The following is a 25,186-nucleotide window of genomic DNA, read 5'->3' as shown; positions in this document are numbered from 1 at the left end:
TCATTCAATCAGGATGCCATGTCACCCGATCGATACTGTCAGGAAAAAGCCGCTGCAAGTGGCTCCAGCTTCTATTACAGCTTCCTGTTTCTACCACCTGAAAAACGCCAGGCCATCACAGCACTGTACGCTTTCTGCCGTGAAGTCGATGACGTGGTGGACGAATGTTCGGATGCCGGCATAGCACGTACCAAGCTGGACTGGTGGCGTAGCGAGATCGAGCACTGTTTCAAGGGTGACCCGACTCACCCGGTTACCTGCGCCCTGCTCAACCCTGTTCAGACACACAACCTGCCTGTCGAATATTTCCAGGAGATCATCGATGGCATGGCGATGGATCTCGACCAAACGCGTTACGAGACATTCCCGGACCTGGCCCTGTACTGCCACCGTGTCGCCGGCGTGGTCGGCCTGTTGTCAGCGGAAATTTTCGGCTACCGGGATCGCCACACCCTCAAGTACGCCGAAACACTGGGCACGGCTTTCCAGCTGACCAATATCCTTCGCGATGTACGTGAGGACGCCGAACGCGGTCGCATTTACCTGCCCCTCGATGAAATGCTCGAACACAAGGTCAACCCGCACGATCTGCTCGACCTCAAACCAGGTGAAGGCATGCGCGCCCTGTGCCACCAGCAGGCACAGCGTGCGCACGAATATTACCGGCGTGCCATCGATTACCTGCCTGATGCCGACCGCGAAGCACAACGAGGCGGTCTGATCATGGCCGCTATCTATCGCACCCTGCTGAAGGAAATCGAGGCAGATGACTACCGTGTTATGGAACACCGCGTGCGTTTGACACCCATACGTAAGCTCTGGATCGCCTGGAATACAGCCAGGTGCGAACGCCGCTGGCAACGTAAATACCGAAAACAGCCTGCACATGCCTGAACTGACTAACGACGAAGCGCCTGTCGTGATTGTTGGCGGCGGCTGGGCTGGCCTGAGTGCCGCTATCACGCTAACCCGCCGTAACGTGCCCGTGATGTTGCTGGAGTCCGCCCGCCAGCTCGGTGGGCGCGCACGCAGTATCCGCTTTGGCGAAACGGTAGTTGATAATGGCCAGCACCTGATGATTGGCGCCTACCAGTCAATGCTGTCGCTGTTACAGGATATTGGGCTGGACCTGGACAAGGTATTACTGCGCGAGCCCCTGTCGCTGACAACCTTTCACAAAGGACATGCCAGCCTGCAATTTCATACACCACGTCTGCCTGCCCCCCTTCACCTGTTATCGGCGATTCTGTTTGCACGCGGACTCGGCTTAAACGACAGACTACAGGCATTGCGCTTTGGCCGGCACCTGAAAACCTTGTATTTTTCCCCCAGCGATGACATCAGTGTTCAGGCCCTGCTACACAGTGAAAAGCAGACGCCAGCCATGATCCGGCGCTTGTGGGAACCACTCTGTATCGCCACGCTGAATACTCCGATCACCGAAGCGTCTGCTCGTATTTTCCTGCGTGTACTGAAAGACGCTTTCCTGCAAATGAACCGGCATTGCGATCTGTTATTCAGCCGCGTTGAACTCGGTAACCTGTTACCGACACCTGCTGCGGCCTGGCTGGAAACACATGGCGCTCAAACCCGGCTTGGCGAACGTGTCACCGGTCTTTCAGTAAACAACCCGTCAGCGCTTTCCGTCTGTATCGGGCAAAAACAACTCCCCGCCCGGCATATTGTACTGGCGACTCCGCATATCATCAGCCGGCGTCTGATGTCGCACCACCGGAAACTGAAAGCGCTTTGCAGGCACCTCGAGCAGCTGGGGAATGAGCCGATTATTACCCTGTATGTACAATACCCGGATACCGTTAGCCTCCCCCAACCCATGGTCGGTATCGAGGAAGGCCTTGCGCAATGGCTGTTCGATCGCCGTGTTTGTGGACAGCCCGGGCTGATTGCCGTAGTGATCAGCGCACGTGGAAAACACAGCAAACTGGACAACAGCACACTGGCCAGACACGTCATTGCAGAACTTGCTGAAACCTTCCCTGGCTGGCCCGGTCCATCAGAGCACCGGGTAATACGGGAAAAACGGGCTACTTTCTCGAGTCAGACCGGTATTGACGCGATTCGCCCGGGCAATCACACGCCGGTCGATGGACTCTGGCTGGCAGGTGATTACACAGACACCGGCCTGCCTGCCACACTCGAAGGTGCCATACGCAGCGGTGTAAACTGCGCCAACGCCATTATTAAAACCCTGGACTGACCGCTATGGAATCACGCGCTATGAATATACCGGACAACTGGCTGCCGCAAGACGGACTGCTGGACAAACGCATTATCCTGATTACCGGTGCTGCCGCCGGTATTGGCGCCGCTACCGCCAGGCGATGCGCCGCAGCCGGGGCTACCGTGATCCTGCTGGACAAGATTGTGCGTGGCCTGGAACAGGTCTATGACGAGATCGAATCTGCCGGTGGTGCACAACCCGCTATCTATCCGATGAACCTGGAAGGTGCCAGCGAAAAAGATTACACGGAGCTTGCCGAAACCATTGAACGCGAGTTCGGGCGCCTGGATGGCCTGGTGCACAACGCCGCCATGCTCGGCGCACTGGTGCCGGTCGCACATTTTGAATCCGAACTCTGGTACAGGATTATGCAGATCAATCTGAATGCCCCCTTTCTCTTGACACGTGCCTGCCTTGAACTGCTCATGAAAAGCGATGATGCCTCGGTTGTATTCAACAGCGATGCAGTTGGCAGGCACGGCAAGGCTTACTGGGGCGCCTATGGCGTCAGCAAGGCCGGACTGGAGAACCTGATGCAGGTTCTGGCCGATGAAATGGAAACCAATACCAGCGTGCGCTTTAACAGTTTTGACCCGGGACCGGTTGCCACCGGCCTGCGCGCTATCGCCTACCCCGGCGAAGCACCGGGCAAGGTACCCGGGCCAGACGAAGTCATTGAACCTCTCCTGTATCTGCTCAGCAGTGACAGCGAGAAAGTAACCGGCCAGCAGTTCAGCCTGAACTCGTCCGGCTAGTCCATCAGGTTGATATGCACGCCCTGTGCTTCCAGTGCTTCGGCACGCTTCTGGATATAGCGCTGAAAATTCGGTTGCTCCCGGTAAGCACCTGATGCCACATAATCCAGCACGGACTGGATATGAAATGTTCTGAGATAGGCCTCCGAGCGAAATACTTCCCTGCCCTCTGAATCAAACATCACCAGGGTCGGGACATACTGCACATTCAATGTCCTTGCCCACTTCGCCGCAGTCGTCCTTTTTCCATCAGGCGTCGTCAAAGGCGTTTTTGACCACATGTCGAGCAACACCACATCGAATTTGGAAAGCAGCTTGCGGCTTTCATCCCTGGCAAGAATGTCCTGGTGTAATTCATCACAGGCCGCACAGTCTTTCTGCTCAAATAACACCAGCAGGGGTTTTCCGGAAGCCCGCTTGTCCAGCCTGTAGGGTGGTTGCAACTCGTCAGGCGACCGATGCAGTTTCCCGCTGGACACGGATGGTGAACGCGCTTTCCAGAAGTCCGGGAAGCTGGTCTCCTTTTCCATGTGCTGACCGACATAGTCGATGACTGCACTGAACTTGTGAGGAGGATAATAGCCATTCAGGCGGAGTATCACCTTACCCTGCTCATCGAGAAACAACAGCGTGGGTGTGTACATCACCTTGAGTTCGGTGGCAAAATCCTTTTCTGTCGTTGGCTTGCCGTTGAGATCAGTCACTTCCAGCGCGCCCCACATATTAATGGCAATCACATCGAAGTACTTTTGGGTATTCTCGGCAATTTCCCGCTGCGCAAAATTGGTGTCCAGCAATTTCGCGCAGTACGGACAACCATCCTGGTAGAAATACAGCATCACCCGTTTGCCGGCCCGGGCAGCATCGGCAACATCCTCGCGCAGATCCAGGAATGAGTTTTTGAACCAGGCCGGTTTCTCGTGATAGCCGGGGTTTTCATAGTCAGATGCTTGCTCGGCAAAACCGACTGACTGGGCCAGCATAAAAAACAGTAGTGCCAATAATCCATGTTTCATCACATGTTTCCTCCAGGCTTGCTCGCCTGTGGCGAATCCGAACATATTGATTAGAGCAGCCAAACGTTGCAAGCGGTTTAAAAGCCGGAAAATTGGCGCCGGAAACCGGCAATCTGACGACGATGTATACGACGTATTTTTGACGTTTAGCCTCATAGCAAAAACGACTTTAAATGTATCTTATTGTTTTAATTTATATTTGTTATTTTAAATGACAATTGGCACAGAATTCGCAATAGCCATGTCACACATCCGAGCAACCTGGATATCAGCATGAACAAGCTACTGCCACAAACTGCAGACCTACTGAAAGACCCGTTAAAAACGGGAGATCGCAGCGTGCTCCAGGAACTGACCAGCAAGAAAGCACTGGAGATAACACAAAGCCTTCAGACAACCCTGGATCCTACCCGACTGATCGAGATTTTCAGTGCCGAAGTCGGTTCACTGATCGTTCACCATGGCGTCCGTTATCATAATGAAGATACGGGTATCGATCTGAAGCTGGGGCGTCAGGCACGCCACGCTTGCTCGTATAACCTGAACATCGGTGATGAGCCGCTCGGTAGCCTGACATTCCGTCGCAACCAGAAATTTTCCGATGCCGAATTCGAGGCGCTGGAGCAATTACTGTGCAGCCTGCTTTACCCGCTGCGTAACGGTCTGCTGTATGAAGATGCTATCCAGCTCGCACAGAAAGACCCGTTGACCGGTATTTGTAACCGCGCAGCACTCGATGAAATGCTCAAGCGCGAGCTGAGTCATGCACAGCGCAAGGATACTTCACTGTCATTACTGGTACTGGACATTGATCATTTCAAGAACATCAATGACCGTTACGGCCACATAACCGGAGACTGCGCACTGAAGTGTGTCGCCAACATGGTTGACGCCTGCAAACGTGATGGAGACCTGCTGTTCCGTTACGGTGGAGAGGAATTCGTGGTGCTGATGCGCGATACCGATCTGGCCGGTGCACATCTGCTGGCAGAACGTATTCGCCAGTACATTGCAGAAAACAGCTTTGACTGTTCCGGCGCCACACTGAGCATTACGGCAAGTATCGGTGTCAGCGAACTGAAACAGAACGATGACCCGACCGCCATGTTTACCCGCGCCGACAAGGCCCTGTACCGCGCCAAGAAGAATGGCCGCAACCAGGTCTGCATGGCGGCAAATAACTGAATTTTCCGAGTGACTCCTCTTCATCCCGCTTCGGCGGGATTTTTTTTTACATGCCGTTCCTGAATACTTCCAGGCTCGCAGCCCCGCTGGAGCGCACTTCCCGTAACGCCAGCGCGTATTCTTTCAAAACACCGAGCGCATAGGCGATACGCTCGCGGAAATAGCCATCCGCATCCGGGTTATTCTTTTCCGGGTCGTCATTCAGTACTGATTCCACGTTCCGCACGATTACCTGTTCGGGGATATAGCACAGTCGGTTGTTCTTGTAGCTGCTCATGCGTAACTCGGCGACCGGGTAAGCACCGCCATCGGCCGATGACACTGTCACGATCAATGCCGGCTTGTGTGCCAGCTCACCCTTGCCCCACATAAGAAAGAAATTTTTCAACCCGGCGGGCACCTGTCCATGCCACTCGGGTGCAATTACGACAAAACCGTCACTCGATGCCAGTTGTGTAGAGATTGGCGTCAAACGCGCCTGCCACTCAGGATTGCCTTCCCAGATACTTTCATCCCACAGGGGCAACGGATTGCCTTCAAGAGTAAACAGCCAGGTCTCGTCGCACAACTGTTTGTCTTTCAGGGTTCGCTCGATAAAACGTGCGACCTTTTCACTTTGTGAATTTTTCCTGTGGCTACCGCTGATAATACTGATTTTCATTGCGCAGGTTCCGTTATATTCTTGTCATTAGCGACGAAACAGCTCGACACGATTACGACCGTTTTGTTTGGCGGTGTATAATGCCTTGTCGGCCCGCTTCAGAACGTCCCCCGGCCTGTCATCCGGTTTCAGGCAATCATACCCGATACTGACCGTCACCTTCCCGAGTGGCTCACCGGTGTCCGTTCGCTTCAGGGTACTGTCACTGACCTGCTCGCGTATTGTCTCGGCAACCCTCTGTACGCCCGCAATAGGTGCATTCTCCACAATTACGGCAAATTCATCGCCGCCAAACCGCGCCACCAGATCCTTCCCCTTGAAGTTTTTCTTCAACACCGAGGAAACGTACTGGAGAATTTTATCACCAATCTGATGGCCGTGTTCATCGTTGATCTTTTTAAAATGGTCAATATCCACCATCAACAAACAGATTTTACTGAGTTGTTGCAGACTATCGTCCAATGACTCGGCCAGCCTTTCATCGAATGCGCGTCGATTTGCCAGACCGGTAAGAGGGTCCTTTACAGCTTCCTGCCGGACCCTGTCGAGTTCGGCGCGCAGGAGATCAATTTCATCGGCATGTGCTTTCAGCGTACCGGCAGTCTGTTGACTGGATTCAGCCACCCTGCCGGTATCCGATTTCAGGGTTGCCACGAGTTTGCGGATTGACCGCAGGTCATCCGCTGACTCGAGCCGGGTACTGCAACTCTGTAACAGATTACTGTACTTGCCGAGGTCCAGTCCGGTATCGATTACAATTTGAACCACATCAGCGAGCAGGCGACACACCTCGGACTCAATACGCTCAAGCGCTTCTACGCCGGGCGTTGCAACATAGCGCAGGAACAGCGCCTTGGCCCGTTCTGGATCATAGGGCTCATCACCACACTGGATCTTGTCCAGCGCAGTCACCAGCTCTTCCATACGCCCGAGCTGGTACTCATACCAGAGCGCGTAGTTGACAGGATTCATCGGGATGCCCAGCCGGGTCATCAACGGGAATACCAGGCGTGCGATTTCCTGAGCTTGTGCTACATCCTGCTGATACTGCATAGCTGATCCTTTCCCGACGAGCTGGTTTTATTTCTGTCGGCTGGCATATCGGGCAGCACGAACAGTTTCACAGCATTGAATCAGACAGGGTCAGCAAGATCAACATGTTCGTCGATAAAATGCCGTATCCAGCTGACAGGCCTGGCACCGCTGAAGCGACCCAGCTCTCCTCCCTTGTGAAACAGGATGACCGTAGGAAAGCCCCGCACACGGTAATGACCGGCGAGTTTCATGTTTTCACCTTCATCAACTTCCAGTTTGGCCAGTCGAACTGCGCCCTCAAGGTCGTTCAGGAGCCGTTCAAGGACAGGCGCAATCACCAGGCACGGTGCGCACCAGTCTGCCCAGAAGTCGACCAGTACGGGGGTTTCATAAGAACGTGCCAGTACATCGTTATCAAATGTCTCTAGAGAAGTATCGTAAATTATCATCCGAACATTGTAACAAATACCGGAATGTTGCAGTGTACGTATCGTAATAATGATTCAGCACAAAGGTTAAATATGAGCCGGAAATCACATAGACCACATATTCCTTCTCCCGCCAACCCGAAGCAGCGCCAGGAACCTTTGCCCTGGTGCCACCCGAAGTCACCGGAAGAAGACCCCGACGCCCCCGGCATGGTAGAGGCCATACTCAACAGCCCCAGCTATACCCCGGCAGACAGGGATCTTGACTTTCTGCAGCAGGACGATACCCGCAGTATTCGTCTGCAGCTCGACTATCTGAAACCGGAACTGCTATTGAGGCAGCATGGTGTAAAACACACTGTCGTCGTATTCGGCAGCACACGCATTGTTGAGCCAATCGCGGCAAAACAGAAAGTGGCTGCACTACGCAGCGCACTGGCCGACAAGCCGCAGGACAGCGAGCTTGAAAGACGGCTTGCGATTGCCGAACGTATCGAGGACAAGAGCCGGTATTACAGCGTAGCGCGTGAATTCGGCTCGCTGGTAGCTGATGCCAGCGGCTGCCCCGGTAATCCGGAATTTGTCGTCATGACCGGAGGCGGCCCCGGCATTATGGAAGCCGCGAACCGCGGTGCCTACGATGCGGGCCTGAAAACGGTGGGGTTAAACATTTCGCTACCGCATGAACAATACCCGAACCCGTATATCACACCTGAACTGTGCTTTCATTTTCATTATTTCGCATTGCGCAAGATGCACTTCCTGCTACGCGCCAAGGCGCTGGTCGCCCTGCCAGGTGGCTTTGGCACCTTTGACGAACTGTTCGAAACCCTGACCCTGATCCAGACCCGCAAGATCAAGCCGGTACCGGTTGTTCTCATCGGGGAACAATACTGGCGACGGGTACTGGATATCGACTTTATGGTTGAGGAAGGTGTCATTGACCTGGAAGACCGCGAACTGTTCTGGTATGCAGAAACAGCACAGGAAGCCTGGGACAGTATCAAAAGCTGGCATCTCAGCAACAATACCCCCCTGTAAACATTCGTCCACTAGCGTTATATCCCTGAAAAGATCCTGACAATATGGCAGTTCTGTAATTATCTGCTATACCTTGTAACTAACCGCACAAACAAATCGTGCGGCCTGAAATGGCATCACAGGCAACAGAACGGGAGTAAAAGTATGAATCTTGAGATAAACAAAAAAACCATCGAATGTAACGAGCAGGGCTTTCTGTGCGATCTGGATGAATGGAGTGAGGAGGTCAGCAGTGCACTGGCCAAACGTGACGGGGTCGAACTATTTGTCGATCACTGGGAACTGATCTGGTATTTCCGGGATTACTACAAGGAGAACCTGAGCAACCCCACCATGCACACTGTCATCCGCACGCTGGGGCACAAGGGCGATAAATTCCACGACCAGAAAGAATACGAGAGACATATCTACAAACTGTTTCCCAAAGACCCGGTTCATGAGGTCTGCAAGCTGGCAGGCTTGCCAATGCCTCCACCCGACACCTGATTTACCAAACGCTCTTCTTTGACCAGGCGTTGCGTGCAATAACAGGGTACGCAGCGCTTTTTTCTGGTCTGCCCTGTATGCTCTACCAGAACCCTTTGTCATCCTGTTCCCGGAGATGCGCTGCAATCACATCGAAACCGGCATCACTGGCAAGATCTGAAGCCTGTTGTCTTTTACTATTGCGAAGTGCAGGATTGGCCCCACTTTCCAGTAAGAGATCAACAACGGCCTGATGCCCTCGGGAAGCAGCAAGCATCAGCGCCGTGTTGCCACTGGCATTTCTTGTATCGAGTTCGATACCCGTGTCCAGCAGGCGGTTGACGACAGAAATGAACCCTTTCCCGGCTGCCAGCATCAATGCACTGTTACCTCCGCTGGCATAAGTACGCGGATCAGCGTTGCGCTCAAGCAAAAACCCTACAATAGCGTCGTGTCCATTCAGTGCCGCCCGGTGAAGAGGTGTATAGCCATCACCATCCGGCTGATCAATATTGCCGGTCCGCGTGATAAACAGCTTCACCAGTGGCAAGTTGCCGGTGTCAGCTGCGTACCACAAGGCATCGCGCCCGTTATCATCGGTGCAGTCCACACAGGCGCCCTGTTCAACCAGTTTTTTTGCTGATCGCACATCGCCATTTTGTGTCGCCCAGTGCAGTGGGCCAACCTTGCCTGTACTGCCCGTTTGCAGTGTTGACCCATTCTTCAGCAGCAACCCGACAAGGGATTTCTGGCCGGACTTCATGGCATGGTTCAGGGCTGTAATACCGTTCTCATCCGCAGTATCTGTCGCGCCCGCCATCAGGAGTTGCCGTACTATACGTTCATTTCCCTGCCTTGCCGCCAGCAATAACGCTGTTGATTCATTTGTGCTACGGGCATTGATATCGGCACCTGCAGCAATCAGGTCCTGTACAATTTCCTCATGTCCGCCCCATGCCGCACGAGCCAAAGCGGTATACCCCTCCTTGTCCCGCGTATTAACTGAAATGCCCTGTTTCAACAGGCTGCGCACGACGTCCTGCTGGCCTCTCCATGCCGCTTCCACAATCAGCGGTATATCATCTTCTCCGCGCCGGGCTGCAATCTCGCCCAATTGTCTTACGCGCTTGCTCTCATCATGTTTCGCGACTGGCGCAAGCTGTGCACCTGCATTAAGCAACAGCTTCTCGATAGCGGTATAGCCTCCGCTTTTTGCAAGATTTAGCGCAGCTCTCCCGTTACGATTACGCACACCGGGATCTGCGCCTTGCCGGAGAAGTATTTTTACAGTTTCCTTTTCGCCTGCCCGGGTCGCTACTATCAGCGCAGTATTGCCGCCCGCATCACGGGCATTAACATTTGCTCCTGCAGCGAGCAACAGGCTTGCAACCTTGTCATGCCCCCCGGCGGTGGCTTTCATCAATGCACTATCGCCCACGGCATCTTTTGCATGTATATCGGCGCCTTGCGCCAACAACTTTTTAACGAGAGCATCATGCCCCAACCCGGCAGCACGAATCAGTGGCGTCGCCTTGTTTGCATCCCGCGCATTGACCGGGACACCAGTCTCCAGTATCGCAATGACACGTGCGCTGTCTCCTTTTATAACAGCACGGTGCAGATCAGCCCCGGTGGCCTGCTTTTTTCTCTCATCTACCTTTGCGCCGAGTGTTCCTTCAAGCCTCGCACGGGCCTTGCGATGCCCCTGGTCAGCCGCAAGCTGTAACCAGTGTCTGGCTTCTTTTGTGCTCTGATTGACACCCCACCCGTTTTCATACATGACACCGAGATTGTATTGCGCTTTTACATGCCCCTGTTCTGCAGCCTTGCGGTACCAGTAAGCGGCTTTACGGTGGTCTTTTCCGGTACCTGTGCCTGCCCGGTACATGGCTGCGAGCTGGTACTGCGCGTCGACATGCCCCTGGTTACCCAACTCCCTCAACAGTTGATATGCCTGGGTATAGTCACGTGTACGTATGGCAAACAAGGCGTCGCTGTAGGCATCGGCAAGGACAGGTTCTGCCAGTACCAGCAGGCATAACAACAGAACCTGCCTCAACAGACTTTGTTCAGGTCTTGCCATGGTGTGTTTCGACTTCAATCCCGGTTTTTTGCAGGAACGGTGTTGGGAGAATACCCCCCGCAGATACGATGATGGCATCGTTGGGTAATTCGACAGTCTTTCCTTCCTGGTCAATTGTCACAGAAGACTCGCTGATAGAGAGCACATTGGAGTTAAAAATAACCTGTAAACGCCCGTTTGCAACGGCTTCATCTATACGTTTCCGGTTCTTGTCCCTGGCGCGAGAAAACGCACCCGAACGATAGGACAGGGCAACCGTGGTGCCAGGTTGTTCTGCCACGCTCACTGCAGCTTCCAGTGCACTGTCGCCACCACCGACTACAAGTACATGCTGCCCCCTGTACTGTTCGGCATCAATCAGGCGATAGACCACCTTGGACAGGGATTCGCCTTCCACACCGAGTTTACGCGGCGTGCCTCTACGACCGATCGCCAGCAATACCGTACGCGTCCGGTACGATGCTTTCGATGTCCGTACCAGATACCCCCCGGCCTCGGGTGTAATTTCTTCCAGTCGCTCTCCGTAATTGATATTAACGCCGGTTTCCTGTTCGGTCTTTTCCCAGAACGCCATCAGCGTTTCCTTGGTGGTTTCGGTGAACGACACCTTGCCGACCAGGGGAAGTTTTACGGGCGCGGTCATTACCAGTTTACCACGCGGGAAATGACTGACTGTTCCACCCAACGATTCCTGTTCGATCGTTACCGCACGCAGCCCGAGTTCCATTGCGCCAAGCGAGGCAGAGAATCCTGCCGGCCCTGCGCCAACGATCACCACATCCTGCCATTGATTATCCTTTACAGCACCGTCATACGCAGCAATGGATTGTATTGCCTGTCGTCCCTGCTCAACGGCATTTCGTATCAGGCCCATACCACCAAGCTCGCCAGCAATAAAAATGCCCGGCATGTTGGTTTCGAAATTGGGCTTGACCGCAGGTATATCAACGCCACGTTTTTCGGTACCGAACACCAGCGTGATCGCATCGAAAGGGCAAGCTTCCTTGCAAGCCCCGTGGCCGATACAGTGTGTGGCATTAATCAATGCCGCCTTGCCCGCTACCAGTCCGAGTACATTACCTTCCGGACAGGCACTGGCGCAGGAACCACATCCCATACATCGACCAGCATCAATCACCGGGTGCAACGAAGCAGGTTCTGTCAGGCCGGCGCGTTCGTTTTCTTCGAGCGCAGCCAGGCTTTGCGCGTGCAACCTCTGCCCGCGATGTACATACCAGAGCAGGATAAGTGCCAGCGGTAAAAAATATAGGGCAAACGTTGCGTTCATCGTAGCGTTGAAAATTGCGTCCAGTTAAAACGGGTAACGGCTGACTCATCGGCGCGCAGCGCTGTACCCTGATATTGATCGGGGTATAACGCCCGAAAATGTGATGTGCTGCACAAAGTTCCTGACACACTGCAGTTCATGTGCCATACCCTGAAACCCGGTTCATCGGCCGGAAGGGCGTTAATCTGGTACAAAACCTGTCTTCATCTGCCGACAGTCTTTCGATGGACGAATGGCCAATCCGCCTTAAAAACGCTATTTTTTGCACCGTTTTGTCGTCGCCGAATACCGACATGGGTCAAAATTTCAACCTCTATTGGCTGTTTACATAGATTGAGCCCATAAAAAAAACAAGCACTTACAGTTCTTTAGGCGGAATAAACCGCTAATCAGACCCACTTATTCTGGCACATTCATTGCAACTTGGGTGTAATTTCCCAATTTTTGTGACGCGATAGGCAGCATGGAAAACGCACTTCAAAAGACAATCTGCCTACCGTTATATAGCCAGGAGCCGTCCACCATGACCTGTGGATGTAAAAAACATCATGCCCGCTGAACTCGTTATACCCGTAACCGAAAAAGATACAGCATCACCGCAGCGCGGTTCGTTGATCGAACTGTACCGTCCTCGCATGCGTGGGATTTTGCTGGCTATGGGGTACCTGTCAATCCTCGCGATCATCGCTTACGGGTGGAAACACCGTATTGAGCAACCGCTGACTGCAGAAAATGGCGCAGGGTATGCGCTCGGCATCGTGGGCGGCACGCTGATGCTGTTATTACTACTTTACCCCTTGCGTAAACATGCGGGTTTTATGCGGCGAATGGGACCGGTGCGATTCTGGTTTCGCACCCACATGCTGTTCGGCATTATCGGGCCGGTTTGCATTCTCTTCCATAGTGGTTTCCAGCTTGGATCGCTGAACAGCAACATTGCACTGTTCTGTATGTTGCTGGTCGCGGGTAGCGGTCTGGTCGGTCGATACTTCTACACACGTATCCACCATGGCCTGTACGGACGCAAGGCAACGCTGGAGGAACTCACTCGCCATGCCGAGCTACTCAGCGGCTCTCTGGAAAGTCACCTCACAGACTACCCCCGGATTCGCAACCAAGTACGCGAGTTCGAGGCACTGGCGCACACAAAGCCGGCGGGGATCATTAGCAGCTTTTTAACCCTGGGCTCGCTGGGTTTCCGGACCTGGTTACTGTACCTGTCTTTATGGCGGCAGGTTCCATCAACCTTGCCGACTGCACAACGTAAAACATTACTCCGACATATCGGCGCACAACTCGAAAGCGTTCGAAAAGTGACAGAATTTCATTTTTACGAACGGCTGTTTTCTATCTGGCATGTACTGCACTTCCCGTTTTTCCTGATGCTGGTGCTATCCGGCGTAGTGCATGTCGTCGCGGTACACATGTACTAGCGGGGGCTGACAGATTACTGAATGGGTAACTGGATACGAATTATCATGATGACACTGACCGGACTCACGCTGGCATCTCCGCGCCTCATGCTGGCAGCGGATATCGAGACATTGCTGATGCCTGGCAAGGTTATCGAGGGTCATAAAAAACTCGAATCGGATTGCTCGCAATGCCACCTGCGTTTTCGTAAAGGTACGCAGGAACAACTTTGTCTGGATTGTCACAAAGAAGTCTCTGCAGATATCGCGAACAGCAAAGGTTTTCACGGGCAAATCGACGGTATTAAAAACAGGACCTGCAAGAGCTGCCACAGTGAGCACCTTGGCCGTAATGCCGATATCGTGCAACTGGATCCATTAACATTCAATCACACGAAAACAGATTTTCACCTGAAAGGTGCTCACACAACCATTGCCTGTACTACCTGCCATCTTGCGGGAAAGACCTGGTCTGAAGCACCTTCTGCCTGCAATGACTGCCACAAGGAAAGTGACCCACACAAGGGCAACCTGGGCAGCAAATGTAATGATTGCCATACACCTGCCCGTTGGGATCGCTTCGAGTTCGATCACGATTCGACAGATTTCCAGCTGCTTGGGGCGCATAAAAAAGTTCGTTGTGCCAGTTGCCATGTCAATGAACGCTACGAAGACACCCCGGACCGTTGCAACAGTTGTCACGCCATTAATGACGTACACGCCGGCGCAAATGGCAACAAGTGCGAAACCTGCCATAACGAGAAAAGCTGGGACAAGACCGATTTTGACCATGGGGACACTGATTTCCCGCTGCGTGGGAAACACAGAAAGGTTCGGTGTGAAGCCTGCCATACAGACCCCGTCAAGGACAAGAAACCGGAAACTGAATGTATCGCCTGCCATCGCAGTGATGACGCCCATCACGGAAATTACGGGAAACAGTGCGATAGCTGCCATAGCGAAAAAAGCTGGTCGACAACCCGTTTTGACCACGACCGGAAAACCGATTTTGCACTAACGGGAAAACACAAAACCATCTCCTGTGTTGCCTGCCACCAGGGTGATATACAGCAGGAAGAACTGTCTACGAGTTGCTTGAGCTGCCATGCCGGTGACGATGTTCACCATGGACAGGAAGGCAAGGCCTGCGAGCGCTGCCACCAGACACAAAGCTGGTCAGAACGTATTGTGTTCGACCATGATCTGACACGCTTCCCCCTGTTGGGACTGCACGCCACCGCACCCTGTGAAGAGTGCCACACCTCTGCGGCGTTCCGTGACACGTCCCGGTCCTGTATCAGTTGTCACCGTGATGACGATGACCACAAGTCGACACTCGGCACAAATTGCCAGCAGTGTCACAACCCGAACAGCTGGTCAGCCTGGCAATTTGATCATGCCGAGCAAACCGGTTTCCGGCTGGAAGGCGCGCATGAAGACCTGTCGTGCAAAGACTGCCATACCACACCGACCGAAGATGCACTGCCCGCCACAGCAAACAGCTGTAACAGCTGCCACCGGGCGGATGATATTCACAAAGGCCGTTTTGGACGCAACTGCGCCAGATGCCACAATACGGAGCGATTCAGCGATGTACATATCAACTGATCAACCTTACCTGCGCTACCGTTGTCACAGCCTTCTGGCTTCGGGCCGGCACTACCGCCTGCTGCAGCGCATACTGTTCACGCTGACCTTCATCGCGGCACTGTTCGCCACAGCCGGCGCTTACGCGAAGGACACAACGTTTGATCACTTTTCCACCGGGTTCCCGCTTGACGGCGGGCATCAGTCTGCTGATTGCGACGCCTGTCATATACGTGGTGTATTCAAAGGCACCCCGACGCGTTGCGCCAGCTGTCATAACAGCGCATCGCGGATGGAGGGCGAGAGCATGCCGACCAGCCATATCCGTACCACCGACAGCTGCCTGGACTGCCACACGACACGTGACTGGAAACAGGTTACCCGCATTGACCATATTGCTGTACTCGGTAGCTGTACTTCCTGCCATAACGGCACGGCAGCTCAGGGGAAATCTGCTTCGCATATCGCTTCCGGTAACAGCTGTGATGATTGTCACACCACCAACGGCTGGACCGGGGCCGTATTTGACCATAGCAGTATCGGTGGGAACTGCATCAGCTGTCACAATGGCGCCACGGCAACCGGGAAAAATGCCCGGCATATACAGACCAACAATCTGTGCCAGGACTGTCATCGGAGCCGCAGCTGGACACCTGTCATTCGCGTTGATCATGCCGATGTCATGGGAAGCTGTTCTACCTGCCACAACAACAGTACAGCAACCGGAAAGCCGGCAAATCACATTAACTCGGGTAACCAGTGCGAGGATTGCCACAATACCAACAACTGGTCATCGGCTTCTTTTGATCACAACAGCATCAGTGGAAACTGTTCCAGTTGTCATAATGGCACCACTGCAACGGGTAAAAATGCACAACATATCCAGACCAGCAACATTTGTGAAGACTGCCATCGCAGCAGCAGCTGGACACCGGTTATTCGTGTGGATCACACCGATGTTGTGGGCACCTGCTTCAGCTGCCACAACGGGAGTACTGCAACCGGGAAATCGGCATCTCATATCGCGTCCGGAAACACTTGCGATGATTGCCACACAAGCAACGCCTGGATTCCCGCTGTATTCGACCATAACAGCGTAGCTCCTGGAACCTGCAGCAGCTGCCACAACGGTGTTACCGCAACCGGGAAAACCGCCAATCACACCCAGACCAGCGCTCAATGCGACACCTGTCATTCAAACCGCGCCTGGTTACCGGCAAGCTTTGACCACAATAATGTCACCGGGTCCTGCTCATCCTGCCACAACGGCAGCACAGCAACCGGCAAGCCAGGTAATCATTTTGTGACTGCACTGCAATGCGACAGCTGTCACAACTCAACACGCTGGACACCGATTGACTTCCGGCATAGCTCGGGGAATTATCCCGGCGATCACAGAAGCAATATGGCCTGCACCTCGTGTCATCGCAGTAACGCACAGACCGTAACCTGGACTGCGCCGAGCTATCAGCCGGATTGTGCCGGTTGCCACGCGGGTGATTACGAATCCGGGCCGCACAAGAAGTCTGAAAACCCGGATATCAAATACAAGGTAGGCGAACTCCGTGACTGTTCCGGCAGCTGCCATACCTATACAGACAGCAGTCTGACCACCATCAAAAAGCGTCGAAGTGGTGAACACCGCGTCAGTGATGGCAGCTTTGACTGACATATCGTGATGATGAAAACGTTACGCAGGCTTTTTATAACGACAGGTCTCTGCCTGTCATTGCCAGGTGTTTTTTCCTGGACTGCGGCCGTCGCTGCTCCCGTGCCCAACAAGGTACTCGAAGAGGTGACAATCCAGGTTGTGGACGGAAAACCGGTACTTGAAGCAAAACTCTCGTTCCTGTTCAGTTACCTGGGACATTTCCCGATTGACGAAGGCAAAGAACTGCGCATTCGTCTGAAACCTGTTCAGGTTGCACCCGTGGACCGGGAAAGTGTTTCCGGTCGTGAAGGTATAAGCCCACAAGGTGCTGAACAGTATTCTGTTGACGAAGTAGTCTACGAAGGTGACGTGAAAGAAGGCCCCTGGCTGACCATACATTTCACCCGGCCCGTTCATTACCACGTTATACCCGGTCCGGACTACCGCAGTATAAAAGTTTTCCTCGACCCTTCCGACCAATGATAATGAATCATATAAAAGCTAATGGACTGCGCTTGCTGGCCTTCGCCGGGTTATTACTGGCATCTGTTTCAATTTTCGCTGCTGGTGTCATTGATACTGTCAGCATCGATGATAGCCGCAACCCGGCGACAATACGTGTCGAATTTAACGTGCCAATGCAGTACGTCACACATGCCCCTGAAAGGCGCGGCGATGAACTCCTGATCGAGTTACGCGCACTGAGCAATGGTCTCTTTTCACTGGAAACATTTTCCAATGAGCTTCAAACCGTTGTAGCCGAACGTGACACGCTGGTTCCACTGATTGAGGCACGCTATGATCCACTCGACACAGAACGCGGAACCTTGACGCTAAGGTTTTCACGCGAGGTCAGCTACAAGCTCTACCCGGGCAGCGACCGCCGTCACTTGCGACTGGAAGTTGTCACCAATGAAAATATCGTAAACAAACCTGCTGTCTTGCAACCGGAATCCAGCCGCCGAAGCCAGAGTAAATCCAGTCCCGAGGCCAATTATACCGAGCACTATGTCATCAACCTGGAGTCATCACTGCGTGACATCGCTGTACCTTCTGCAGGCGCCCTCCCCCTGAACCGGAACTTGACCCTGTACACAACGAAATTTCCGATTGATGGCCGTGTTTGGTCACGTTTGCGTGCCGGGTTCTTCGAAACCCGTGCGCAGGCCAGGGCTGCACTGAAGAAAGTCAAATCGCGCTACCCTGGCGCCTGGGTCGATTACGCCAGCGCCAGTGAAATAACAGCTGCACTCAAGCAGGCCGGGGGGGAAGCTGTTGTACGAAAACTGCGAGTACCAGGAATCACCCCTACCCTCCCTAAAACACCGGACGAAAAGATTGCCGAACTCATGGAACAGGCACGGCAGTCCATGGCAAAAAACGATATTAACCATGCGATTCAGCTGTACACAAAAATTCTTCGCTACCCGGACAACCCGTATCGCCAGGATGCACTGGAATTTCTTGGCGTAGCCAGGGAGCGAAAGGGACAGCTTGCTCATGCAGTTCGCGAATACAAACGTTACCTCGCCCTTTACCCGGATGGCGAAGATGCTGACCGGATTGCACAACGACTGGCGGGTATCACGACTGCAAAACAGGCATCACGAGAACCAACAGGCCGAAAACGTCGTTCCTCACGCAAGCCGGAATGGGATATCTATGGCGGCGTATCCCAGTTCTACCGGCGTGACGAAAGCACCACAGACGCTGCCGGTGATGTAGTGACCCAGTCATCACTGTCAACCGACCTTGATATTACAGCGCGCAAACGTGGTGAGCGATATGATATCCAGTCCCGGTTTACCGGTTCTTACCTGTACGATTTTCTAAGCGATGGGCCTGGTGACAGCAGTAGCATCAGCAGCCTGTATGCCGACATAAACCATAAATCCAGCGGGCTCTCCGCGCGGTTGGGACGCCAGTCCCGGAACACGGGTGGTGTACTGGGTCGTTTCGACGGGCTGCTTGCCGGTTACCAGCTCAATGACAGAATCCTTGTCAACGTCGTCGCCGGTTTTCCCGTTTTATCGACACGGGACCAGCTGAAGACCGAGCGTTACCTTTATGGTATCAGTGCCGATCTCGGAACTTTCGCCAACGCCTGGGATTTCAATGTCTTTTTAATCGAGCAGCAAAATGACGGTGTTCTTGATCGTCGTGCTGTCGGTGGCGAAGCGCGCTATTTCGACCCCAGGCTCTCACTGCTAAGCTTCGTCGACTACGATATCTCCTATTCGTCACTGAATACGCTGATCCTTCTCGGCACCTGGACACTGCCCGACCGAACAACTATTAATGCTTCAATCGACTACCGCAACAGCCCGATACTGACAACCTCGAATGCCTTGCAGGGACAGACGGTACCCGACATGAATGCATTACAGGATATCTTCACAGACGATGAAATCCGCGACCTGGCAGAAGATCGTACAGCCGACTCGACCAGCATCACACTGGGTGCCGCACACCCGCTAACCGATAAATACCAGATCAGTGGTGACATCACCCTATCGAAGTTATCTGACACCAGGGCATCCGGAGGTGTTGATGAAATCCCCGGAACTGACTACGAATTCTTCTACAACCTGCAGTTCATCGGCAGCAACCTGTTAATGCCGGGTGACGTTAGCGTGGCAGGGCTACGTTACTCGGACACTACCAGCAGTCACATTGCCTCGCTATCGCTGAACAGCCGCTTCCCGTTCCGTAAAGTCTGGCGTGTAAATCCCCGTATGAGGGTCGATTACCGGGACAATACCAGTAACAACTCCACACAATGGATCGCTGCACCGTCGATGCGTATCGACTACCGCTGGCGGAAACGCTACCGATTTGAAACAGAGTTCGGTGGAGAATGGTCTACCCAGGATTTACCCAATGATACCCAGGACACCTCCTCTTTCTTCTTCAATCTCGGTTATCGCGCTGATTTCTAGTGGACCTGGCAGATAAAGCACCGACACCGCACAGGGATAAAACATAAAAGCCGGGTATACTGTAACCATGTCGCAGGACAACTCACGTTTACCCGATGTCTTTTATACGGCAATCAGGCAGGAACTCGAAGCCCAGCCAGGCGGGATCAGGGAACACGATCTCATCAGTGCCCTGAAGGCCCGCGGGTTCTTCGAATTTCTGCCTCCACCCCCCGCTGACCCCATCCACTTGTTCCGCGCGCATTTCCTGCTTTTCAACGCCCTTTACACCCTCAGGGACAGACTGACATCCTCAAAACAGGGCTTGCTGGAAATTGGCCCGTTGAGTATTCGCTGCCTGCCCTGGTCAGCAGGCGAAGTATCGCTGACCACACCGGACCCGCTGCGCAGCTACTACCTGGACTGGAACAACCTGGACGGGGCAACGGAAGACGACGTCTGCAATCTGATTGCCTCATTCTGGAAGCAACTTGGCAAGTTTGATAATCGTGGTGAAGCACTCGCGGAACTGGGGCTCGCAGACCCGGTGGATGATGAAACCATCAAACTGACCTGGCGACGCCTGGCCATGGAGCATCACCCAGACAGGGGTGGCGATACGGATCGGCTGAAAACCATTAATGCGGCGATTGATCGTTTAATGAAATAATCAGTTTCTTTATTGTTTCAGTCGATAGCCGGTTTTAAACATCCAGCCGACAACCATCAGGCACACAACAAGGAACGCCAGCACCATAAACAGGCTGAGTCCGACGCTGACATCAGACACCTCGAAAAAACTCCAGCGAAATCCGCTGATGAGATACACCACGGGATTAAACAGTGTGACCGTCTGCCAGGCCGGCGGTAGCATGCTGACCGAGTAGAAGCTGCCGCCCAGGAAGACCAGCGGTGTGATAATCAGCAGCGGAATCAACTGCAGCTTCTCGAAATTATCTGCCCACAAGCCAATAATAAATCCGAACAGACTGAAAGAAATACAGGTCAGCACCAGGAAGCCGGTCATCCAGAACGGGTGTGCGATTTCCAGCGGCACAAAAAACCCGGCAGTGGCCAGGATAATCAGACCGATTATCAGGGATTTGGTGGCAGCCGCACCGACATAACCGATCAGAATTTCAAAAAATGAAACCGGGGCAGACATGACTTCATAGATCGTGCCGGTGAATTTCGGAAAGAAAATACCAAATGAGGCATTGGCGATGCTGTGTGTCAGTAATGCCAGCATAATCAGGCCCGGCACAATAAACAACCCGTAGGGTACACCCTCGACCTGCTGAATACGGGAGCCGATCGCCGAACCAAACACCACAAAATAGAGTGAAGTCGAGAGTACGGGTGAAACAAAACTTTGCAGCAGTGTTTCCCATGCCCTCAACATTTCGTGCTTGTAGATAACCTTGACTGCCTGCGTATTCATGATTTCGTGCTCACCAGGCTGACAAATATTTCTTCAAGACTGCTCTGCGTGGTTTGCAAATCCTTTATCAGCAGACCCGACTGACTGATGGCCTGGAGTAATTCGCTGAGCCCTGTATCGGTATTGAGCGGATCATAGGTATAGGTGAGTTGCCTGCCATCGGAAGACAGCTCCAGTGGCCAGCTGACCAGCGTCTCCGGGATTTGCGATAAAGGTGCATCGAGTTCGATAATCAACTGTCTTTTACCGAGCTTGTGCATCAGCGCTTTTTTGTCTTCGACAAGCAGTAATTCACCGTTGCTGATGACACCGACACGATCCGCTATGGCTTCAGCCTCTTCGATATAGTGGGTCGTCAGGATAATCGTGACGCCCGACTTGCGCAGGCGCTCTACCAGCGCCCACATATCCTTGCGTAACTCGACATCCACCCCTGCGGTGGGTTCATCCAGGAAGAGTACCGTCGGCTCATGCGACAAAGCCTTTCCAATCAGTACACGGCGCTTCATACCACCCGACAGCGCCATGAGTGGACTGTCTTTTTTGTCCCATAGTGATAACGTTTTCAACAACTGCTCAATATAGTCCGGTGCGGGTTTCTTCCCAAACAGCCCACGGCTGAAATTCACGGTATTCCAGACCGTTTCAAAAGCGCCCAGTGTCAGCTCCTGTGGCACCAGGCCAATCATCCCGCGCGTCACACGGTAACCACTGACAATATCATGACCACCGACCGTCACTGATCCCTCGCTGGCATTGACAATCCCGCAGATAATCGAGATCAGGGTCGTCTTGCCCGCCCCATTGGGGCCCAGCAATGCCAGGATTTCGCCGGGCGCAATATCCAGGCTGACACGCTTTAGCGCCTGGTGTCCGCTGGCGTAGATCTTGGACAGGTTAGAGACAGATACAATGGGTTGCATAACGTTGCTACAGGTGTTCCCTGATTTTGTCGGCTACCCTGAAGGCATTGGCATAGATCGTCCAGGTATAGGGCACGCTGCCTCCGGTTGGCATAAAACTGCCATCCGTTATATAGAGGTTATCAACATCGTGGGCCCGGCAGTCGGCATCCAGCACGGAGGTTTCAGGATCGTGGCCGAACCGGCAACCCCCGGCGACGAGGTTTTGTGGCGGTGAACCACTGATACTGGATCTTACGTTACTCGCACCCAGTGTTTCCAGCACGGTCCTGGCGCGCTCGTTAATATAGTGACCCACTTTCAGGTCATGTTCATGGTAACCGATGCGCACTTTGGCCACGGGTGTGTTCCATTTATCACGCACACGGCTATCCAGGCCGACAAAACAGTTGTCTGTCGGCAACCAGTCACAAAAGATTTCATAGCGTAAATACTGTGCATCGGTAAATACCGACTTCAAGCGTTGCTGGAGCGGACGCCCCCACACCAGCTTGTCATTATCACCCCATTTCTCACCCATAGCCTTTCCGATCGGGTTGGGGTGACGTAACAGGAAATCGACCGTACCGCCCTTGGCCTGCCCGCCAAGCGCCTTGTCGTTGATAAAATACCAGTCCTGTAAGCCACGGTTTACAAACGGGCCGCGGGTCTTCAGGGCTTCGGCCTCCGCATCACTCATATCAACGTACACAAGGTCACCGGTACCTGCTCCACCGGCAGAAAACAGCAGGTTCCTGCCGACCTGGGCGTGGCGATTGGCCAGGCCATCGGGATGTTTTGGCCCCGTCGAAGCCAGTAAAAGGCGGCTGGTTTCAATCGCCTGGCACGCGACAACAAATATCCTGGCGGTGACTTTTTTTACCGTGTTATCTGCATCGTAATATTCCGCCGCAACCACCTTCCCTTTGGCATTACTGGCCAGTTTATACACCTTCGCATGCGGCTGGATCCTGCAATGCCCCGTTGCAACCGCCCTGCCCAGCAGCGCGGCCCGTGCGCTGCCTTTTGCACCGGACGAACAACCGTAACTGCCACAGTAACCGGAATATTCACAACTGCGCCGCTGGCCTTCCGGCCTGGACAATATGGCACGTGGCGTAGGTAACGGGTGATAACCCAGCTTTCGGCAAGCCGCGTCTATCTGTCGGGAGACAGGGTGCTCGTGCGTCGGGGGATAAGGGAAATCGCGAGTTGATCGTGGTTCTGCCTGCGGGTGATCGACAAACCTCCCCGAGATACCCACTTCTGTTTCCACGCGTGTGTAATATGGCTCGAGATCGTCGTAACTGATCGGCCAGTCTGCCACATTTGCACCCTGAATCGGTCCAAACACAGACAGCAGACGGAAGTCTTTTGGCTTGAGGCGGTAGAAGAACCCGCTCATGAAATTGGACGATCCACCTACGCAGTTACCGTTCCAGAAATCCCAGCCCGAATCCGACGTGGCTTCACCGACCCAGTCCCCGTCACTGTCGAGGTCTTCGATAACATGCTGCTCGTCACTCAGTTCCGGGGTGTACACGCTGCGCCGGCAGCAGGCCAGTTCATCCTTGTAAAAATCTTTCTCTGTAAACCATGGCCCCTTTTCCAGCACCAGAACCGAATAACCGGCCTGCGCCAGTATCAGGGCAACCGGGCCACCCCCGGCGCCACTGCCGACGATACAGACATCAAAATCGTGGTCCATGCGGATCAGGCCTTGCGCTGGTAGTGTACCGGTGCGGCCAGCCTGTACCAGGTCTTGTCCGCCGGGGGTGTCGGGAAACCCGGCTGATGTTCCAGCCATTTCCAGCCAATGCCTTCCGGATTACCCCCGTACACCGGGTCTGCCAGTAAAGCCTCTATAAGGTAGGTCAGCAGCAGTGACAACCAGCGCTCGCCTGCCCTGCTCTGTTCGATCTCCCGCAACACAGTTTCCTGTTGTGTCGTATCGAGCGTTGCAAATGATTGCTGGTACTTTTCCTGTACCCGCTCATTCAGCCAACCCGCACCCTTGACAATAAACTTCCTCTCTTCACCATCGGTCGCGGGATTTTCGAGGCTGTTATACAGGTACACAATTGCCTTGATATCACTGGCGCCGGGGGTGTCTTGTGCCGCAGGAAACAGGTGCTGCTGAACGTCGGCAAGGGTTTTCCAGGGATCGGCTTTCAGCCAGTCTGGCTGTGGTTGCGATCTACCTGCGTCCAGACGCGCCTGTGCCAGTAGCGAAGCCGGGTAACTCGCGCCCAGCACACCCAGCATGGCGATTTGCTCCATGAAGGTGCGACGGGTGATCCTTTTACCCCGAGAAGTCATAACTAAATGCCTCGACAGCCTGCTTTATCACAAGACTATCACTGAATGGCACCGGGGAAAAAGAAATGTACCGGTATAGGCTCCGCCATCCCTGGCAGACACCCCTGTTAACTCTTCACTTCGATCCGCCTGACCCGGGCCGACTCGGCAATGGGTAAACGCACCGTCAGTACACCGCGCTTGTAACGGGCTTTTACACCCGAGGCGTCAACACGGCGTGGTAACGGGATTGTCCTTTCAAAGCTGCCGTAGGCGCACTCCATCACATGATACTGGCCACGCTTCTGCTCACGCTCCATACGTTTTTCACCCTGAACGACCAGCAAGTCGTTCACGACGCTGATATCGAAGTCATCCGGCTCCAGTCCGGGCACCTCTAACCGAACAACAACCTCGTCATCGCGCTCTTCGACTTCTGCTGCAACAACACCCCAGCGGATCGTTCGCTGCATCAGTTCGTCTTCGGCACTGCTGGGCTCGCCCCTGCGTTTTTGTAGCGGGTGAAAACGCGTAATCGCCTGCGATGCTTTCTGGCGCAGCTGATGCCACCCCTCTGCCAGAGATTCCCAGGCACGATCCAGCCCTTCTCCAAGATATGCCAGTCTGCTCATCGTTTTGCCTCCTGAATCCTGTTCCAGTTTCACGTTACTGCTTAATGGGGATTCAGGCGCTGAATTTCAATGTCTGACCCCGGACTTGACAGACTGGTATGATCGTCCTAATCTCTGGGACGATCATACCAGTCTGTCACTGCATA

General features: G+C 53.7%; 23 protein-coding genes. 12 read left to right on the top strand and 11 right to left on the bottom strand.

The genetic code is table 11. The annotated features are described in order from the left end of the window. The first annotated feature begins 18 nt into the window (after positions 1–18). The 3 genes from hpnD to DFR30_RS06505 are packed head-to-tail and all read left to right on the top strand — an operon-like array spanning position 19 to position 2,997. On the top strand, positions 19–894 hold the full coding sequence (hpnD, locus tag DFR30_RS06515) for a presqualene diphosphate synthase HpnD (protein WP_132971888.1): 876 nt from the start codon (positions 19–21) through the stop codon (positions 892–894). Then, entirely contained in the window at positions 887–2,218 is a 1,332-nt protein-coding gene (gene hpnE / locus DFR30_RS06510) for a hydroxysqualene dehydroxylase HpnE (RefSeq protein ID WP_132971887.1), read from the top strand. Before hpnD ends, hpnE begins: the two co-directional genes overlap by 8 nt. A gap of 20 nt (positions 2,219–2,238) precedes the next feature. Continuing rightward, positions 2,239–2,997: a YciK family oxidoreductase gene (locus tag DFR30_RS06505; protein WP_132971886.1), complete on the top strand. Its 759-nt coding sequence runs from the start codon at positions 2,239–2,241 to the stop codon at positions 2,995–2,997. Here the strand turns inward: DFR30_RS06505 and DFR30_RS06500 are convergent. Beyond that, a complete protein-coding gene (locus DFR30_RS06500) occupies positions 2,994–4,013 on the bottom strand; it encodes a thioredoxin family protein (RefSeq protein WP_132971885.1) in 1,020 nt (339 codons plus the stop codon). The genes DFR30_RS06505 and DFR30_RS06500 overlap by 4 nt on opposite strands. Before the next feature lie 273 nt (positions 4,014–4,286). On the opposite strand from DFR30_RS06500, the gene DFR30_RS06495 reads away from it, so the two are divergent. Continuing rightward, positions 4,287–5,198: a GGDEF domain-containing protein gene (locus DFR30_RS06495; protein ID WP_132971884.1), complete on the top strand. Its 912-nt coding sequence runs from the start codon at positions 4,287–4,289 to the stop codon at positions 5,196–5,198. Between the two features lie 46 nt (positions 5,199–5,244). Here the strand turns inward: DFR30_RS06495 and DFR30_RS06490 are convergent, their stop codons facing one another. From DFR30_RS06490 to DFR30_RS06480, 3 genes are all read right to left on the bottom strand, one after another. Continuing rightward, positions 5,245–5,859: an NAD(P)H-dependent oxidoreductase gene (locus DFR30_RS06490; protein ID WP_132971883.1), complete on the bottom strand. Its 615-nt coding sequence runs from the start codon at positions 5,857–5,859 to the stop codon at positions 5,245–5,247. Between the two features lie 27 nt (positions 5,860–5,886). Then, positions 5,887–6,912: a GGDEF domain-containing protein gene (locus DFR30_RS06485; protein WP_132971882.1), complete on the bottom strand. Its 1,026-nt coding sequence runs from the start codon at positions 6,910–6,912 to the stop codon at positions 5,887–5,889. 80 nt (positions 6,913–6,992) lie between these two features. After that, positions 6,993–7,343 carry a thioredoxin family protein gene (locus tag DFR30_RS06480; protein WP_132971881.1) on the bottom strand — a complete coding sequence of 117 codons (351 nt, stop codon included), beginning with the start codon at positions 7,341–7,343 and terminating at the stop codon, positions 6,993–6,995. A 72-nt stretch (positions 7,344–7,415) separates the two neighbouring features. Between DFR30_RS06480 and DFR30_RS06475 the strand changes: the two genes are divergently transcribed. Together DFR30_RS06475 and DFR30_RS06470 are read left to right on the top strand one after the other, a co-directional pair. Next, on the top strand, positions 7,416–8,363 hold the full coding sequence (locus DFR30_RS06475; RefSeq protein WP_132971880.1) for an LOG family protein: 948 nt from the start codon (positions 7,416–7,418) through the stop codon (positions 8,361–8,363). 144 nt (positions 8,364–8,507) lie between these two features. Further along, complete coding sequence (locus DFR30_RS06470) at positions 8,508–8,849, top strand: TusE/DsrC/DsvC family sulfur relay protein (RefSeq protein WP_132971879.1); 342 nt, start codon at positions 8,508–8,510, stop codon at positions 8,847–8,849. A gap of 82 nt (positions 8,850–8,931) precedes the next feature. Here DFR30_RS06470 and DFR30_RS06465 read toward each other — a convergent pair whose 3' ends face one another. After that, on the bottom strand, positions 8,932–10,911 hold the full coding sequence (locus DFR30_RS06465; protein WP_165869115.1) for an ankyrin repeat domain-containing protein: 1,980 nt from the start codon (positions 10,909–10,911) through the stop codon (positions 8,932–8,934). Beyond that, positions 10,898–12,124, bottom strand: coding sequence for an NAD(P)-binding domain-containing protein (locus tag DFR30_RS06460; protein ID WP_207891831.1), 1,227 nt, complete (start codon positions 12,122–12,124; stop codon positions 10,898–10,900). The genes DFR30_RS06465 and DFR30_RS06460 overlap by 14 nt, the downstream gene beginning before the upstream one ends. A gap of 623 nt (positions 12,125–12,747) precedes the next feature. On the opposite strand from DFR30_RS06460, the gene DFR30_RS06455 reads away from it, so the two are divergent. The 6 genes from DFR30_RS06455 (at position 12,748) to DFR30_RS06425 (ending at position 20,437) form a co-directional block, all read left to right on the top strand. Further along, positions 12,748–13,632 (top strand): transcriptional regulator, encoded by an 885-nt coding sequence (locus tag DFR30_RS06455; protein WP_132971876.1) that lies wholly within the window; start codon positions 12,748–12,750, stop codon positions 13,630–13,632. Positions 13,633–13,677: 45 nt separating this feature from the next. Then, positions 13,678–15,219 carry a cytochrome c3 family protein gene (locus DFR30_RS06450; protein ID WP_207891830.1) on the top strand — a complete coding sequence of 514 codons (1,542 nt, stop codon included), beginning with the start codon at positions 13,678–13,680 and terminating at the stop codon, positions 15,217–15,219. Then, complete coding sequence (locus DFR30_RS14275) at positions 15,203–16,867, top strand: cytochrome c3 family protein (RefSeq protein ID WP_165869114.1); 1,665 nt, start codon at positions 15,203–15,205, stop codon at positions 16,865–16,867. Before DFR30_RS06450 ends, DFR30_RS14275 begins: the two co-directional genes overlap by 17 nt. Positions 16,868–16,969: 102 nt before the next feature. Further along, the gene (locus tag DFR30_RS06435) at positions 16,970–17,332 is read left to right on the top strand and encodes a hypothetical protein (protein ID WP_132971873.1); all 363 of its coding nucleotides are present in this window, start codon (positions 16,970–16,972) and stop codon (positions 17,330–17,332) included. Between the two features lie 2 nt (positions 17,333–17,334). Beyond that, entirely contained in the window at positions 17,335–19,788 is a 2,454-nt protein-coding gene (locus DFR30_RS06430) for an SPOR domain-containing protein (RefSeq protein ID WP_165869113.1), read from the top strand. Positions 19,789–19,855: 67 nt separating this feature from the next. Then, on the top strand, positions 19,856–20,437 hold the full coding sequence (locus DFR30_RS06425) for a DNA-J related domain-containing protein (RefSeq protein ID WP_132971871.1): 582 nt from the start codon (positions 19,856–19,858) through the stop codon (positions 20,435–20,437). Positions 20,438–20,446: 9 nt separating this feature from the next. On the opposite strand, the gene DFR30_RS06420 is transcribed toward DFR30_RS06425, so the two are convergent. The 5 genes from DFR30_RS06420 to DFR30_RS06400 form a co-directional block, all read right to left on the bottom strand. Next, positions 20,447–21,208, bottom strand: a complete 762-nt coding sequence (locus tag DFR30_RS06420) for an ABC transporter permease (RefSeq protein WP_132971870.1) — start codon at positions 21,206–21,208, stop codon at positions 20,447–20,449. Then, entirely contained in the window at positions 21,205–22,131 is a 927-nt protein-coding gene (locus tag DFR30_RS06415; protein WP_132971869.1) for an ABC transporter ATP-binding protein, read from the bottom strand. Before DFR30_RS06415 ends, DFR30_RS06420 begins: the two co-directional genes overlap by 4 nt. Before the next feature lie 7 nt (positions 22,132–22,138). Then, positions 22,139–23,917 (bottom strand): GMC family oxidoreductase, encoded by a 1,779-nt coding sequence (locus DFR30_RS06410; protein ID WP_243640691.1) that lies wholly within the window; start codon positions 23,915–23,917, stop codon positions 22,139–22,141. Continuing rightward, positions 23,824–24,429 (bottom strand): gluconate 2-dehydrogenase subunit 3 family protein, encoded by a 606-nt coding sequence (locus DFR30_RS06405; RefSeq protein WP_132971868.1) that lies wholly within the window; start codon positions 24,427–24,429, stop codon positions 23,824–23,826. The genes DFR30_RS06410 and DFR30_RS06405 overlap by 94 nt, the downstream gene beginning before the upstream one ends. Before the next feature lie 107 nt (positions 24,430–24,536). Next, a complete protein-coding gene (locus tag DFR30_RS06400; protein WP_132971867.1) occupies positions 24,537–25,040 on the bottom strand; it encodes an Hsp20/alpha crystallin family protein in 504 nt (167 codons plus the stop codon). Positions 25,041–25,186 lie beyond the last annotated feature (146 nt).

Source organism: Thiogranum longum, assembly GCF_004339085.1.
Taxonomy (GTDB): domain Bacteria; phylum Pseudomonadota; class Gammaproteobacteria; order DSM-19610; family DSM-19610; genus Thiogranum; species Thiogranum longum.
Note: the sequence above shows the minus strand (reverse complement) of the source record. Positions and strands in the feature narration are given on the sequence as shown.